13 protein-coding genes and 1 pseudogene are annotated in these 15058 nt (G+C 54.9%); 3 read left to right on the forward strand and 11 right to left on the reverse strand.

What is annotated here, in order from left to right:
• Positions 1-104: 104 nt before the first annotated feature.
• The 3 genes and pseudogenes from EC915_RS13860 to EC915_RS13880 all read right to left on the reverse strand — a co-directional run.
• A pseudogene (locus EC915_RS13860) lies at positions 105-605 on the reverse strand (IS5 family transposase); the annotation flags it as partial.
• Positions 606-1079: 474 nt separating this feature from the next.
• Positions 1080-2054 (reverse strand): hypothetical protein, encoded by a 975-nt coding sequence (locus tag EC915_RS13875; RefSeq protein ID WP_133751113.1) that lies wholly within the window; start codon positions 2052-2054, stop codon positions 1080-1082.
• Between the two features lie 9 nt (positions 2055-2063).
• Positions 2064-2552, reverse strand: coding sequence for a type VI secretion system tube protein Hcp (locus tag EC915_RS13880; RefSeq protein ID WP_133751114.1), 489 nt, complete (start codon positions 2550-2552; stop codon positions 2064-2066).
• Between the two features lie 217 nt (positions 2553-2769).
• Between EC915_RS13880 and EC915_RS13885 the strand changes: the two genes are divergently transcribed.
• On the forward strand, positions 2770-3027 hold the full coding sequence (locus tag EC915_RS13885; RefSeq protein ID WP_256658744.1) for a LysR substrate-binding domain-containing protein: 258 nt from the start codon (positions 2770-2772) through the stop codon (positions 3025-3027).
• 339 nt (positions 3028-3366) lie between these two features.
• Here EC915_RS13885 and EC915_RS13890 read toward each other — a convergent pair whose 3' ends face one another.
• On the reverse strand, positions 3367-3780 hold the full coding sequence (locus EC915_RS13890; RefSeq protein WP_133751116.1) for a VOC family protein: 414 nt from the start codon (positions 3778-3780) through the stop codon (positions 3367-3369).
• A 52-nt stretch (positions 3781-3832) separates the two neighbouring features.
• Here EC915_RS13890 and EC915_RS13895 point away from each other — a divergent pair, with 52 nt between their 5' ends.
• Positions 3833-4756 carry a LysR substrate-binding domain-containing protein gene (locus EC915_RS13895; RefSeq protein WP_133751117.1) on the forward strand — a complete coding sequence of 308 codons (924 nt, stop codon included), beginning with the start codon at positions 3833-3835 and terminating at the stop codon, positions 4754-4756.
• 264 nt (positions 4757-5020) lie between these two features.
• On the opposite strand, the gene EC915_RS13900 is transcribed toward EC915_RS13895, so the two are convergent.
• The 7 genes from EC915_RS13900 to EC915_RS13930 form a co-directional block, all read right to left on the reverse strand.
• Positions 5021-6355: a virulence factor family protein gene (locus EC915_RS13900; RefSeq protein WP_133751118.1), complete on the reverse strand. Its 1335-nt coding sequence runs from the start codon at positions 6353-6355 to the stop codon at positions 5021-5023.
• Between the two features lie 153 nt (positions 6356-6508).
• A complete protein-coding gene (locus EC915_RS13905) occupies positions 6509-7882 on the reverse strand; it encodes an LLM class flavin-dependent oxidoreductase (RefSeq protein WP_133751119.1) in 1374 nt (457 codons plus the stop codon).
• A gap of 63 nt (positions 7883-7945) precedes the next feature.
• Entirely contained in the window at positions 7946-8779 is an 834-nt protein-coding gene (locus tag EC915_RS13910) for an amino acid ABC transporter permease (protein WP_133751120.1), read from the reverse strand.
• Positions 8776-9597 (reverse strand): transporter substrate-binding domain-containing protein, encoded by an 822-nt coding sequence (locus EC915_RS13915; RefSeq protein ID WP_133751121.1) that lies wholly within the window; start codon positions 9595-9597, stop codon positions 8776-8778. Before EC915_RS13915 ends, EC915_RS13910 begins: the two co-directional genes overlap by 4 nt.
• Positions 9598-9817: 220 nt before the next feature.
• Positions 9818-11323, reverse strand: coding sequence for a hypothetical protein (locus EC915_RS13920; protein WP_133751122.1), 1506 nt, complete (start codon positions 11321-11323; stop codon positions 9818-9820).
• Positions 11324-11489: 166 nt separating this feature from the next.
• The gene (locus EC915_RS13925) at positions 11490-12422 is read right to left on the reverse strand and encodes a LysR substrate-binding domain-containing protein (RefSeq protein ID WP_133751123.1); all 933 of its coding nucleotides are present in this window, start codon (positions 12420-12422) and stop codon (positions 11490-11492) included.
• A gap of 203 nt (positions 12423-12625) precedes the next feature.
• A complete protein-coding gene (locus EC915_RS13930; RefSeq protein ID WP_133751124.1) occupies positions 12626-13549 on the reverse strand; it encodes a DMT family transporter in 924 nt (307 codons plus the stop codon).
• Between the two features lie 159 nt (positions 13550-13708).
• On the opposite strand from EC915_RS13930, the gene gcvA reads away from it, so the two are divergent.
• Positions 13709-14617, forward strand: coding sequence for a transcriptional regulator GcvA (gcvA, locus tag EC915_RS13935; RefSeq protein WP_133751125.1), 909 nt, complete (start codon positions 13709-13711; stop codon positions 14615-14617).
• The last annotated feature ends 441 nt before the right edge of the window (positions 14618-15058 follow it).

Genomic DNA, 15058 nt, shown 5'->3' on the forward strand with positions numbered 1-15058 from the left:
TTGAAGCCTGCTCCTGCAAGCCGACTTCGGAAGGCCTACTTCCATCTTCGGTACAGCATCACAGGTCATACGACCTGTGTTCGTGACACACAGTATTGATTTCATTTCTTCGTCTGATGCATCTCGGGATCGCGTTTGCCGTCCTTGTTCTTGGTCGAACTCGGTGCGTGAATGATCGTCGCATCGACCACGGTGCCTTGGCGCAGCATCAAACCACGATCACCCAAATAGCCGTTGATGACCTGCAAAATCCCGTCTGCCAACTCGTGTTTTTCCAACAAGGGCCGGAAGTTGAGAATGGTGGTTTCATCGGGCATCCGATCCAGACTCAATCCCGCGAACTGGCGCAGGATTGTTGTTTCGTACAATGCTTCCTCCATCGCAGGATCGCTGTAGCCGAACCAGTTTTGCATCAGATGTACGCGCAGCACCGCCATTAACGGATAGGCGGGACGGCCACCTTCGCCCTTGGGGTAATGAGGCTCGATCAGATTGATCAATCCCTTCCAGGGCACGACCTGATCCATCTCAATCAGGAAATGCTCTTTACGGGTTTGCTTGCGTTTGCCAGCGTACTCGGCGTCGGCGAAGGTCATCTGCTTCATCAGGCGTCTCGGCGGTTGAGATCAGGCATTCTGCCAAATTTGGAAGTCTTCTTCAGAGTTTCCCTAATAAAGAAATACCTCCTATTTTTTTGGAGGGAAATAAGTGGGATTAACTTGCGCATAATTGAATAAACAAAGCTAGCGATATTAAAAGAACAATCTGCGCGGTCCAGGGAATCGTAAGCAAGTATTTAAGTTTTACAGGGAAGCTTTCGATCTCCTTTATATCCACTAAGCCCCTTTTTACTCCTAGACTTGGTATCCAGAGGTAAAAATAAATCATGTTGCAACGCATAGTTTTCCCCAGAAGCCCTGCGCTCGAAAAAACCCGTTTATTTTGCTCTACAAATAGACAGTTTGTAAGGCAATGTTCAAATTTCTCGGTATAGGCGTGAGCCACATAAAAAGAAATACACACCGTAATTACGGCGGATAAAATAATGATCGTCGCTATCAGCCCAGGATCCACGTCTGTCATGGGCTTGTCTGCCTGTATAGATAGTCACCCATCATCTCACCGCCTTTAGTTCCCAGCGCACCTCCCGCCATACCTCCGGCAGCGCCTCCGATTACTGCGCATGCTAATGCAGCACCTCCGCCTGTGGGTATGCTTAATCCAACACATATTATTCCAGCAATACCACTACCGACCGTGCCACCTATCGCTCCGATACTCAAACTTCCCAGTAGCGAGCTACCCTCAACATATGTGGCTTTTTTGCACTCTTGTTCTCTGCCCAATGTGCAAGCTTTATGGATTGACAAACCGGTGGATGCCACATCCAAAGCCGTGCCTATGTAAGCCCCTCTCTTTGCTAATTTAGCGGCTTTAGCGACGCCAGAGACTTTATCTGCATATCCAGATATTTCACCCGTGTGCATGTAGCTAGATGTGGATATTCCCAAAAGCCTTTTAATTGAACCTTCGTTACGTAATCCCGAACCGTAAGATGCCATGTTTGATAGTTGTTTATCCAGTTTCAAGAAAAGGGCGGTTCGTTTTGCATAGAATGTGTCGCGGGCCGCCATAGAACCTGAGCCGAGGTGCTCCCTATGTAACTTTTCTATGTCATCGAGTGTGGTTTTGATTGCGTTCAGGTGCTTGTTCCATCCATCGGTTACAGCACCCACACCGATGGAGGCATTTGAAAGAAGACTTTGCAATAGCTCGAAGTTATCTAGAAAATAATCATCCGCGCCCGCGCCATTACTTAGCAAGTCCGTATGGACTTGGCTGGCTTTAGCCATCATGTAGGCTTCTTGACTGGTACAGGAGGGGGTAGAAGCATCACCTACAATTACAAGCTCACCGGCGAGTACAACACCTCCTGCTATATGAGCATTAAGGATGTTGAATTTGGCTTTCGAATTTTTGGAAAGCGCGATATTTGCCTTCAGGGTTTCGAAGTTTTGCGTTTTGGAGTTGATGAAAGACTGAACTTCGGACATGTCATCGCCTCATGAATATTTTTTATTGCCGATCCGATCCCATCCGCCGGTTACGTTACCGCCCGCGAGACCATCGCTGCGTTTTTGCAAGGTGTATGTTGTTTTAATACGACCGTAGTTCAGTTGCACAATTTCGATTGGCACGCCTGAGCTAGCGCTTTGGGAATAGTCAGCTATAATGACTTCTTCAAGTACTACTTCATAATATTTGAGTCTTTCGGAGCTTGCTCGGCAGAGCACTAGTTTCACCTCTTTGAGGTGCTGACCTGCACAGCTAGCCTCCATCAGCTTGCAACTGGCGCTGTCAAGATATTTTGTGAAGGTGAAGTTGCTCATTGTAGTTCGACCGGAGGACGCGCCTCCTGCCGAGCTGGCTGTTGCAGAAGTGCTTTGGCTAACGCCAAAGTTGTATCCAGTGATTTCGATCCATTTGCTGAACTTCTCGTCCAAAGCTTCGCCGGGAATTTCTGCGATCTGAATATAACCATCAAAAGCCATGTGTACCTATCCTTGGTAAGTAGTAAGCAAGTTAAATTCTGATATTACGGACAACGTTTTTCTTTTTGGGTTCCGTAGGTCGGTGTCTATTTTCGTTCAATGAGCAATGGGAGATTATAGCGGGTTTCGGCGAAGGATTCGGCGATATTGGGTACTGGCTCCCTAGAGCCGAGACTTCATAGCCATTTCTGGCAAATGGGTCGTCGAATGGCTCCCGATAAAGGTCGGTATCAAAGCAAACAGCGGAGAAACGCTTGGGCAACTTGCCAGGTTTGGAATGGGTATCGTGCGGCTGGGTGAATTTCTGGTCGATCCTGACATTAAAGCGGGCAGGGTCGTTCCGATTTTGCAGGACTTCAATCCTCACGACGCCGAAGAGGTGCACGCTGTTTTCGTCGCCGGATCAAACACGCCGGCCCGTGTGCGTGCCTTTGTCGACTTTCTGGCTGAACGACTTCGCGATCGCATGCAATAAACGCTGCCCGTGGCCCACAACGTGATTCGCCGGGAGGTAAGCCAAGGCTGTAGTTCAAGATTTGAACGACCTGAATGATCTTGGCGATTGAGCTAGAGGACACTGCGCATTCCATTGTGAAAGAACTCGCTTCATCCCTATACCTTCATACAAATAGACGAAATTCGCCAAGCTCACAGCCGTTGGTGGATGAGCAGGTTGTTCAAGTGGTCCCCTGCTGGGGTAAGTCGGAGGCCTGATTTTTTGCTATCTCTACGCGCAGGTTACCCAGATCTGAAGACAGTGGTACTTCACTGCGCCGTAACGGATCATCGACGTTTCATCCTTGATTCATGGTGTTTAATAGATCGGCCAGCAACCGGGGGTCAGCAGTTCGATCAGGTTTTCATCCGGGTCCCGGAAGTAAATGCTCGAGCCCCCCTTGGGCCATTCTGTCCGGCCCTCAATGGCCACGCCCGCCTGTGCAAGACGCTCGGTCCACGGGCCCATGTCTTTGGCATCAATGGCAAAGCACACATGAATCCGGCCATGGGCATCGTGAGGCGGAATTTCTCCGCCACTCAGGTGCTTGGTTTGCACAGACGCACCTCGCTTGAAAAGCAGCAAAGTGTTCAGTCCGCCGACGTTGAGCGCGACAAGCACGTTGCTCTCGACCATGACTCCCAGGTCGAGAGTTCCGTGGTAAAAATCCTTAGCTTCTTTAAGATCTTTCACATAGAGCGCCGTCTCGATGATCCTGTTTAATCGTGGCATGCATCGCTCTCCTCGTTTGCGATAGGGAAATTCGTGGTTTGGAAGGCCAAGGATGGTGAATGTCTTGTTGCGCAATATCGATTTGAACCTGCTGGTGGTTCTGGACGCGCTGCTTACCGAAAAGCATGTGACAAGGACTGGAGAGCGGCTGCATTTAAGCCAGCCTGCTATCAGCCATTCCCTGAGTAAGCTGCGCAGCCTTCTCGACGATCCCATCCTCATCAGGAAGGGTAATGACGTTCACCTGAGCGCGCTGGCGCTCAACCTCCAGGCACCTCTCAAGGCTGTGCTCAGCCATATCGAAACGTTGTTCGGGGGGACCATCGCCTTCGAGCCAGCCACTTCTCAGCGTACGTTCAACCTGGCGATGTCCGACTATGGCGCGGCTATCGTGCTGCCCCGCCTGCTGGTGCGTATTCGCAAGACGGCGCCCAATACAACGGTCGTCGTGACTCAGGGCAGCCGCCCTGCCATGCTCGAGCAGGTGACGCAGGGCAAGATCGATCTGGCTCTGGGGGTTTTCCCTAATCTGCCTGCCGATATCGCACAGGCCACGATGTTCGAAGAGACGTTTTCCTGCCTGCTTGACCGTAGCACCTTGCCGTCCAGCGGCATTCTTGACCTGGACAGCTATCTGCTGCGGCCGCACATTCTGGTGTCCATGGATGGCAGCATTGGCGAGGTTGATAACCTGCTCAGGGCCCAGGGTCTGAGTCGGCGCATAGCGGTCAGCGTGCCCCATTGGCGCACGGCGCCAAGCATGATCAGCCATACCGACCTTATCCTGACGGTGGCCACGCGAACCTTGGATGAAGCAGAAATCGACGACTCCCTGATCAAACTCAGCCCACCCCTGGATATTCCTCCTTTTCCGTTCGTGCAGATCTGGCACCACCGGTTTAATGAGGATCCTGCTCATAAATGGCTGCGTGATCAGGTCAGTGAAGTGGCTTCTCACCGGGACACCTCTGAATAAGACGTATGCATGTGTGCTCTTTCTTAACGTGTACGTAGTTAATGCATGCCTGGCCAATTCTTAGTTCTAATACGCGGTATTACTGTGAATTATCATGGTGAATGTATGCATGTCACCCATGGCGGTGCCGGAGCCGGGCTCGGTCATCCCTGAGTCAGGTATTGGGCAATTTGTGTACAAGGCGAGATGAATAGAAGCGCTAACCGGTGGCTCCTTGAACTCAGTGGCGAGTTTCAAGGAAGCACGGGCTGTAAGAAGGCTAATTTAGCCTTCCGAGGATCTTCTGATGAAGTCGATCAGGTGTGTGGATACCGTATCGTAATCATCGTTGAAATGGTGGTTACCCGGTATTCCGAGGGCTTTGCCGACGACCCTGGTATCCGTGCAGCCGCTTTTGTGCGCCTCGTCGGTACCATAAACACAAAACACTTTATCGGCTGGCAACTGCGCCATTTCCGGGGCCGTCAGGTATTTCCCGGCGTCTTTGCCGATCATCCCTTCAATGCGGATTTCAAAGTTGGCACTGCGGGCGAAGGACAACAGCATAATGCTGGTGATATCAGCCTGATCAGTGGCCGGCAGTCGATTGTATAGCGCAGGCAGGATATCGGCGCCAAAGGAGTAGCCGGCGATAACAAAGTGCTTGATCCCCCAGACCTGACGATAGTGCTCCATCAGTTCAGACAATTCTGCTGCACTTTTTTCCGGGCTTTTGAAGTCCCAATAGTAGTCAAGGGCATCCACGCCAACGACTGAAATCCCGATGTCCGCCATGCGTTCGGAGACGTGCTTGTCCAGCCCGCGCCAGCCACCATCTCCCGAGTAGAAGATGGTCAGCGTGTCGCTGTAATTAGCGGCAGGCAGCTCTATCAACGGCAGCTTGTTAAGCATATTCAGTTCAGGGATGTTCAGGATCTCGTGACGCAAATAGGTTTCCAGCTCTTCGGAAATCAGCGTTCTTGGTGTGATCGGAGTCGTGACGTCGGTGGCGACTCCGTTTTCCCAAACGGTCAGTTTGTTTGACGTGATGTTGTGCCACGTTCCTTTGGAGGGCAGTACGGTGGCGGGCCCGGCGCAGACGTCCCTGGCAGGTGCGCCAATACCGTCAGTCGTCAACGAGACAGCAATTGCCTGCTCGTTGTTTTGCAAGGACAGCCAGCGTTGCGCCAGGATCGCCTCCTGATCCAGACCCACGACGATATCGGCTGAGGGCGCAAACCGTCGCAGCGATTCATCGAACAATCGAAGTGCCTGCAGGCAATCTGCGGTGGGGAGTTCGACTTTAAGGATGGTGGCCGACGCATCGAAGCTCAGCTTGCGCAAACGCTTGGTGCCAAGATCGTTGTTGATGGGAACGGCAATGACAATGGTCTTCTTCGAATGGTTGGGCACGAACAGCGTCAATGTCGATGAGCCGCCGAGGTCGTGGGTCTGAACGGTGGGAAGCAAGCGCGGCAGCATAGCCCTGCGTGCCTTGCGTTCGCCCACGGAATGAGAGTGCAGGATAAAGGCAGCCATCAAGGCCAGGACAAGTCCAATCACCGATACTAAAGATATTCTGCTTTTGAGGCGACGGCGCAGGGTTTGAGTTGTTTTCATCGTTCGGATCGTGATTTCAATAGGCTTTCAACGTTGCGGCCACTGTATCGCCAGCAAGCTGTCTGGAGCCTGATACAAACTTTATAATTCCCGGATAAAAGAAACCCACGCAAAGGTGGGTTTTTGGGGGGCAGCTGCCTGTGGGTAAAAGGTTCAGGTGAAGCGGAACGTAGCTCCATAAGCCGATGCCGGTAAACGGTCACAGCCTTCACTGTTCAGGCGCGAGCGCAACGTTCCGCTCTGCGGTGCGGTGCGGTAGAGCCCGCGCTTTTGCAGGGCAGGTATGACCTTTTCGACGAAATCGTCGAGCGATCCGGGGCTGATCAACTGATTCAGCATGTAGCCGCTGGTGCCGGAAATACGCGCATGCTCTTCGATCTTCCCGGCGATCTGTTCAGGCGTACCGACCAGGATAAGGTCGCTTCCTCGCGTCACGTTGGCGAAGCGCTGTTTGACCTCACCGGCCGTCAGCGGTATGCCGCTGCCATCGGGTTTCATGACGTAGGAGGTCATGCCCTCGGTATGGGTGGATAACGGCTCGTTATCGGCATAGCGGCTGATATCGATCCCGGTGTCGCCTGCGTAGCTGACCAGCTGTGCTTGCAGATGATAGTTGCTCTGCAGCGCCTCATATTTCTGTTGAGCTTCGAGGGCAGTTGCCCCGGTGACCACCCGCAGCACGGTCAGGGACTTTACGTCCCGGCGCTGACGTCCGCGCGCCTCGGCCTGAGCCCAGATGTCTTCCAGACCCTGGCGGATGTCCAGCGGATTGGATTTAGCGATGAAGACCAACTCCGCGTGCTTGGCTGCAAATTGCCGACCTCGCTCGGACCAGCCTGCCTGAATCAGCAGCGGTGTACGTTGCGGCGACGGGGCGCTGAGATGCGGCCCGGCCACCCGGTAATGCTCGCCTGCATGAGCGATGGGGCGTACGCGCGCACCGTTGGCGTAGGTCAGCCCCGGTTTGTCCGCCAACACGGCATCATCTGCCCAACTGCCCTCCCACAGCTTGTAGGCAACATCGAGAAATTCCTCGGCACGCTCATAGCGGTCGTCGTGCCGGATCATCTGTTCCAGCCCGAAATTGCGTGCTGCACTGGAGAGGTACGAAGTCACGATGTTCCAGCCAATGCGGCCATTGGACAGGTGGTCCAGCGTGCTGAAACGCCTGGCGTGGCTGAAGGGGTGTTCATACGTCGTGGTGACGGTTACCCCAAACGCGAGCCTTTCGGTGAGCGCCACCAATGCGGGGATGATGGTTAGCGGATCGTTGGCGGGGGCTTCGACGGCCCATTTGAGGGCCATGGCTTCGGAGCCACCGTAGACGTCATAAAAGCCCAGAACGTCGCCGAAAAACATGATATCGAGGTTGGCTTCTTCGGCCGTTCGGGCAAGGTTCGACCAGTAACGCAGGGTGTTGATGCCCAGACGCTCGTCTGCCGGGTGCGTCCATAAACTCGGCGCGCCTCCGCAGCCGACGCTGGCTTGCTCGTAAAGCCCGAACAACAGCGGTTGAGGATCAGACATGGGGTTTCCTTGAGGTAATGGCCGATCAGGTCGGCGCCGTAGCGTCCCCGGCCTGTGCGGTTGCTAGCGTTGATTAACGTAGGCCTTGCCGTACACCCGCTCCAGCCGCGCCTGAATCAATTCAAGCCCCAGCGACAGCAGCCAGTAAATGAGTGCGGCCGTGGTCAGCATTTCGATGTAGCGGTAGGACGAACGCCCGTAGGACTGAGCCAGAAACATCACTTCCCATACCCCCATGACCGAGACCAGCGAAGAGTCCTTGAGCATGGAAATGAACTGGCTGGAAGTGGGAGGAATGATCGTGCGCATGGCCTGGGGCACGATCACTTGCCAGAACGTCACTGAAGGGCGCATGCCCAGCGCGGCGGCAGCGTCACGCTGGCCCTGTGCAACGCCGATGATTCCTGCCCGGAAAATCTCGCTCAGGTAGGCGCCGTAGTTCAGTGAAAGCGCGATGATCCCGGCACTGACAGCCCCCGGAACGATGCCGATCTGCGGCAGACCCAGATAGATCATCAGGATCTGGATCAACAGCGGCGTGCCCCGAAAGAACGAGGTGTAGAACGTCGCCACGCCCACCGCAACGGCACTGCTCGACAGCCTGGCCAGAGCGGTCGCAAAACCCAGTGCCATCGAACAGAAGATCGAACAGACACACAGGAACAGCGTCAGCGCAGCGCCCTGAAGAAAACCGTTGGGCGACAGGCGCAGCCCGATCAGGTACTGCCATTTATCCGCGACGATGGCGAGTTTGAGGTCCAGGCTCAGGAACAGCGCAACGAACAGCCCAAGCATTGCGGCCCAGGTCAGCCACAGCCTCACTCGAAACGAAAGCACATGTCGTTTGACTGCTGGAGCACGTACGGGCTGAGATGGTGGAGGCAGGAAAGAGGTCATTGGGTGATGTCTGAGCCAATCCATTTCTCGGAAATTTTCGTCAGCGTGCCGTCTTTCTTGAGTTCGGCCAGCACCTGAGCGAGTTTGGCATCCCACTCGGGATCGCCTTTTTCCGTCGCCACCACATTGGGCTCGGCGTAAAGCACGTTTCCGGTGATCTTGAAGCGGGGGTCGTGGGTGATTCGCTCCTTGGCCACCACCAGATTGGTCAGCACGGCATCCAGACGTTTGCCGCTCCCCAGCGCCAGGTCCTGGAACGTCACGTCGTCGGTCTCGTAGGGCACGGCCTGGGCCTGATCGAACGGGTAATCGATGTGGGTGTTTTCGGCGCCTTCTATGACCAGATCCTTGTTCACATAAGCTTCATAGGTGGAAGCGCTGCCGACACCGATCTTCTTGCCGGAAAAGTCCGCCGCGCTTTTGATGGCGCTGTCTTTGGCATTGACCACGATCACGGCGGGGGAGGCGTAATACTCGGCCGGAAAGTTGAACACCTGCCCCCGGGCGGCGCTAGGGGTCATGGAACAGATGCAGACGTCATAGCGGCCTTGCCAGTGTCCGGCAGCGGTCACCTCCCATGAAGGCGTTTCCAGCTTAAGCTCGACCCCCAGTTTGCTCGCGACGGCGTTGGCGACATCCACATCAAAGCCATCAAGCTGATTCTGATCATTGAGGAAAGAGAAGGGCGGGTAACTTTCCATCAATACATTGACCAACTGGTGCTTCTGATTGATTCGATCCAGGGTTGCGCCTGCAAATACACTGGCGCTTGCAAGAGTCAGAATGAGACTTAAGGAAAGGAATGTTGGGAATTTCATGGCGCCACCTGAACAGAGTCAAGCGGGCGAGTTTATATATTGTCAGGAAACATATAAGGCGATTTTCTATTGTTTTTTGGAATAAGCATGCATGCTCAAGTTATATGATTATTCAGAGTGTTTCTGCAGCAACAGCGCTTGAACAGTTAGGCCCATTATGCAGCAGTTGTTTATTCAAACTTCATGCGCTAAGTGATAACGGCTCAATACCCGGCTGCACTTACTCTGCCTGATACGCAACGTTGAATTTCGCCTCAGGGTGTGCCGCCTGATAAGCCTTCATGGTCATGCGTAAGCGGTGTGCCGATTCACTGTCCGTCGCGTAGAACGCCACTGTGTCGAGCGCTGCGGCGATTTTCGGCACGGTCAATTGCAGGTCGGCCACCTTGATCCAGTTTGTAGGGTGCTGTGTGAACCAGTCGTCGTAGACGAAGGCGTAATGCACATTCTTCTTGTCCATCAAGGTCTGAATCCATTCGGGACCGCTCTGGGACTTGCGCAGTTTCAGCGCTTCAAGGCTGCCCAGGCCCCAAAGATCCAGCACATAACGCTGACTGTTGAGCGCCACGAGTCCCAGGTCGTTGACCGCCACCGGCTGGTCCAATTCGCTGGCGATCATCGCCAGCGCGTATTGCTGGTTATGGATGGCCCGAGCCGCGAGCGGCGTGCTGAATGTGGCGTACACCAGGGGCGCGAACGCCAGCGGCAACAGCCCGAATATCAAGGCGACCGAACCTGGCTTGAGGCTGGTCAGTGCCCAGTGCAGAAAAAACACCCCGAGGAAGCTCAGCCAATAAATTTCATAGCGTCCGTACCAGCCGTATTTGCCCAGCAACACGTGCAGCGCCGTTACGCTGACGAGCAGCATCACCAGCGCCCGGCGCTGGATAAAAAATCCACACATCACCAGCATCAGCACAATGACCCAGCCGTACTTCTCGAACTGGCTGATGGCATTGAGCACGATGGATTTGATGCCGGACGTATCGGATTTAGCGATCACCGATGACGGCAGCCAACCCATGCCGATATGGTCCAGAAACAGTGAAAAGCCGGTGACCAGCAAGACGATGACCGCACCGCACACCTGAGCGCGAATAGCATCACCTTTGATCAGCAGGTAAAGCAGCACGGGCATCGATATCGCCAGCCCCTCGTAACGAACCAGCGGCAGCAATACGATTGCGCCATAGACCAGTGAAGTGACGGGGTAACCGCGGAATTCCTTGTCCACCACGGCCTTGGCGATAGCGATGGTAAGGAACACCTGCAGGCAATGTTCCATGCCGTTGAAGATAAGGCCGTAGAAATTGGTCGCCAGTAGCCAGCCAACCAATATCAATATTTTTGGCCAGACGCTGACGCCCTGAAGCATCTGTAGCAGCAGGCGGAACGTGAAGAAGGAGAAGATCAGGTTCAGGACCAGCGGCACCTTGTACATCGCCGTGCCAAGGAAGCCGAATGGCGCCAGGATAAACGGCCAGAGGATGCTCGATGAAGGGGCTGAGAACTCTGTAGGGTTAATGCCGTAATGACCGTTGAATATCTGTCGTGCCAGCGTCAGATGGATATAAGGGTCATCCAGGGTGTAGAAAAACTCTCCGCCGTTGAGGGCCGCCACCGACAGCATCAATACCAGCAGCGGAGCGAAAAACAGTACGCAGGTAATGCCTCGGTCCGACAGCCATGTCTGTGCGGGAAGCGAGGTGAGGGTAGTTGAATCCATAGCGATGGCACCTGGGTGCGTCCATGACGGACGCACTATAAGCACAGGCATGTCTGAACCGATCATCGCAAATGCTGATGCCCCGCTCTGAAGGCGCTGGCGAGGCGGCGCCATAAATCCAGCAGCAGGGTCAGGTGAGGCGGTGGCTCATTGTATTTGGCATGATTCACGCCACCTTGTGCCCGGAGTCGACCTCTCGAAGATGACCCTTGGCAGTCTTGCCTGCCTGCTGCACCGCCCATTTCATGAATTCGACAATTGCCCACTCTTCGCGCCGCTCCCTGGCGCAGTACACGAAGTAATCGAATTTCAGCTCGCAGGTGCTGTTGGTCACTTGCACCAGGCGCTTGGAACGCAGGGCCTCGCAGGCAAAAACATTATTGACCAGGGCAATACCCTGACCGGCGCAGGCTGCACTTATCAACAGGGATTCATCGCCGTAGCTGGCCCCCTGAATCATCTTGCGGTTACCCATACCGAAAGCATTCATCCACACCTTCCAGTAATTGCGTTCGGTGTCCTGCAGCAGTGGATAAGTCAGGCAGTCCTGTGGGCTTTCAATGCTGCGCTGCTTGGCGAGCAGGTTGGGGCTGCACACCGGGATCAGATAGGAGGACCACAAGCGGGCTGCATGGTTGTCAGGACTGGCGGCCATCTCTCGCTGGATCGAGATATCCACATGACCATGCTTGAGGTCGGACAGGCCATTGCAGATCTGGATCGATATTTCAATGGTCGGGCAGCGTTCCTTAAAGTCTCCCAGCGCCGGAATCAGCCAGGAGCTGGCGATGGTGGACGTGGTGCTGATGACCAGCCGGGTCTGCCGAGGCTGTTTGAGCGCTGCGCCGGACCAGGCTTTTTCGATGACATCGAAAGTACCGGACAGCTCATCGAACAGGACGCGGCCGCTGGCGGTCAGCTGGATCCCCTTGGCGTCGCGCTCGAACAGGCGCTTGCCAGTCTGATCCTCCAGCCCTTTGATCTGCTGGCTGATCGCTGCGGGCGACACACACAGGTGATCTGCGGCGCGCTTCATACTGCCGACCTTGCACACCTCGACGAAGGTGCGAAGGGCAATCAACGGGATCGCTCTGCTCATGGTGCATACTCCGCCCAGATGCCACGGCCAGCGGGCTCAAGGGTGAATGCGTCTGTAGGTATGGCCATCTCGGTGCTTCCAAAAGCCTGTTTTGTGCCACGCCCGTTAAGCCGCTTGGCAAAAGCCGGGTACAGCCGGGCCCGGTCCGGTAATCGCTACCGGACGCTGAAGTCGTGAAGTCAGCTGTGGATATCGGGGGCGAATCAGTGGGTCGCAGCAGGGTCGTGCTTCTGCGGCGCAGCTTTGGGTGCGCTTTTGCTCAGTACAAACCACACCGCCAGGCAGATCAGGCCGCCGCCGTATAGATGGCCGACTGACAGATGCTCATCGAGAAACATCACGCCCCACAGCACGCCGAATGGCGGGATCAGAAAGGTCACCGTCAACGAACGAACCGGGCCGATATCAGCGATCAGGCGGAAATACAGGATGTAGGCGCAAGCGGTGCAGACAAAGCCTAACGCCGCCAGCGATAACCAGACACCGGCATTGCCCCAACTGGCGGGTGGACTGACTGCCGCCGACACCCCGAAGAAGGGCATGAGGAACAACGTGGCACCCATCTGGCTGCCGAATGCGACAAGCTTGGCATCAAGCCCGCCATTGTCGGCGATCCACTGACGGGTGAGAAACCCTGCTGCGCCGTAGCAACTGGTCGCGACCAGACAGGCCAGGGCACCCATCACCACTGTGCTGGTGAAGGTCACCGGGCCCGTGGCGGTCAGCAATGTTATCCCCAGCAGCCCGATCAAAACGCCTGCAGCTTTTTTCCGCGTCAGCGAGTCGTTGAAAAACATCGAGCCAATCAACACACCCATCAACGGCGTTGTAGCGTTGAGAATGGCGGAATACCCGGCAGGTAACATCAAGGCCGCCATGCTGTACATGAGAAAAGGTATGCCGGAGTTGATGACCCCCAATATCAGGGTGGCTTTGAATTTGCCTTGAAAGTCGTGATGGGTTTTAAGAATGGCCAATATCACTAACAAACCGATGGCTCCCAAAAGTACGCGGAAGAATGCGGTCGGCAGTGCACCTAATACTGGAGCCGCTATGCGCATGAATAGAAAACTTGCACCCCATATCGCGGCGAGCAGAAGTAATCGAACATAGTCAGATGGGCGCATGGCACTTCCTTATTCCAGATCCAGTGCTTTTAATGGATCGACTCTGAACATCTCGATTGACGCTCGTCGAGCCGCGGTGTGATGATTTGAGCAGTCTCTAAAGCCTTGCTCAAGCGAGCTTTTCTAACGCACATTAGATTTTCTTAACTGAGGAACGGCATGAAATTCCCGCCCCTGTACGCCTTGTTGTGTTTTGAAGCGACAGGGCGCCACGCCAGCATGAAAAGCGCGGCGGGCGAGCTGTTCGTTACACCGGCAGCGATCAGCCAGCAGATCGCCAAGCTGGAAAAGGCGGTCGGGGTCACGCTGTTCATTCGCAATACCAAGCGTCTGGAGCTGACACCTGAAGGCAAGATTTACCTGCGCGCCATCCGCCCTGCGCTGGGCCAGATTTCCGATGCCACCCAGCGCCTGATGAGCGACAACGGCCCCAATACCATCACAGTCAGTTGCACCAGTGGCTTTGCGATGCAGTGGTTGTTGCCGCGCTTGCCGGACTTCCAAGCGATCTGTCCGGGCATCGAAGTGCTGATCAGCACCACCAACCGACTGGTGGACCTGTTGGGCGATGGCGTGGACTTCGCCGTCCGTCATGGACTGGGCCGCTATCCAGGTCTGGAAGTCGAGATGCTCATCAACGACCGCCTGCAGCCGGTGTGCGTGCCGAGCCTGCTACCGGATTCGCGCTACCTGTCCTCGCCGATCGATCTCAAGAACTACAACCTGTTGCACGACGAACACCGCGAAGACTGGGCGTTGTGGCTCAGGGCCGTGGGTATCGAAGACGCCGAGGCCGCTGTGCACCGGGGCTCGGTGTTCGTAGATTCCAACGGCGTGATTGAAGCAGCGTTGGCGGGTAGGGGCATCGCGCTGGTGCGGCGTTCGCTGATTCGCGAAGAACTTGCCTGCGGGCGTTTGGTCGTGCCGTTCCGCGCCACCATCGATACGCCCATTGCGTATTACCTGGTGTATGACGAAACGGCCATATTGCCCAAATCCAGCCGCCAGTTCCGCGACTGGCTGGTAGCACAGGCGGTCTCGAGCCAGCGGGAGTTCACCACGCGCTAGTTCGGCTTAACAAGCGCTGCTCCTACAGGGAAGCGACGAAACTGCATTTTTTCAATCAGTCACTGCACTTTCTGTAAGAGCGAATTCATTCGCGAAAAAGGGTGCAGGCGACACAGACGTATCGATGGTCCTAGCCCTTTGCAATCACTTCGCTTCAGCAGACCCGGCCTGCATACGGATACAACGTCATCCTCAAAACTGCCCATCTGTATGCTTTAACGGCATCTAAACCATGACAGTTAAGTCCTGCTTCAGTGTTAAATGAGCCAACTAATTAGCGGTAAAGCGCACTTAAATTTCTGATAAATATGGCGATTAAGCTAACTTCAGTTAAGGCAAACTTAACTGGTAATTGCATATTTCTTGTTTGCTCCCTTTGCCGATTTTCTTCAGCTTATCCCTCCACTCAACGGCGTCTACAGGCATTGGCCAGCGTCGGTC

It is taken from the genome of Pseudomonas sp. LP_7_YM (assembly GCF_004364435.1).
GTDB lineage: Bacteria > Pseudomonadota > Gammaproteobacteria > Pseudomonadales > Pseudomonadaceae > Aquipseudomonas.

Bases quoted from the DNA above. Each gene is read 5' to 3' on its own strand.
- EC915_RS13875 (WP_133751113.1), bottom strand. From the start codon at position 2,054: ATGTCCGAAGTTCAGTCTTTCATCAACTCCAAAACGCAAAACTTCGAA.
- EC915_RS13880 (WP_133751114.1), bottom strand. From the start codon at position 2,552: ATGGCTTTTGATGGTTATATTCAGATCGCAGAAATTCCCGGCGAAGCT.
- EC915_RS13890 (WP_133751116.1), bottom strand. From the start codon at position 3,780: ATGCCACGATTAAACAGGATCATCGAGACGGCGCTCTATGTGAAAGAT.
- EC915_RS13895 (WP_133751117.1), top strand. From the start codon at position 3,833: ATGGTGAATGTCTTGTTGCGCAATATCGATTTGAACCTGCTGGTGGTT.
- EC915_RS13900 (WP_133751118.1), bottom strand. From the start codon at position 6,355: ATGAAAACAACTCAAACCCTGCGCCGTCGCCTCAAAAGCAGAATATCT.
- EC915_RS13905 (WP_133751119.1), bottom strand. From the start codon at position 7,882: ATGTCTGATCCTCAACCGCTGTTGTTCGGGCTTTACGAGCAAGCCAGC.
- EC915_RS13910 (WP_133751120.1), bottom strand. From the start codon at position 8,779: ATGACCTCTTTCCTGCCTCCACCATCTCAGCCCGTACGTGCTCCAGCA.
- EC915_RS13915 (WP_133751121.1), bottom strand. From the start codon at position 9,597: ATGAAATTCCCAACATTCCTTTCCTTAAGTCTCATTCTGACTCTTGCA.
- EC915_RS13920 (WP_133751122.1), bottom strand. From the start codon at position 11,323: ATGGATTCAACTACCCTCACCTCGCTTCCCGCACAGACATGGCTGTCG.
- EC915_RS13925 (WP_133751123.1), bottom strand. From the start codon at position 12,422: ATGAGCAGAGCGATCCCGTTGATTGCCCTTCGCACCTTCGTCGAGGTG.
- EC915_RS13930 (WP_133751124.1), bottom strand. From the start codon at position 13,549: ATGCGCCCATCTGACTATGTTCGATTACTTCTGCTCGCCGCGATATGG.
- gcvA (WP_133751125.1), top strand. From the start codon at position 13,709: ATGAAATTCCCGCCCCTGTACGCCTTGTTGTGTTTTGAAGCGACAGGG.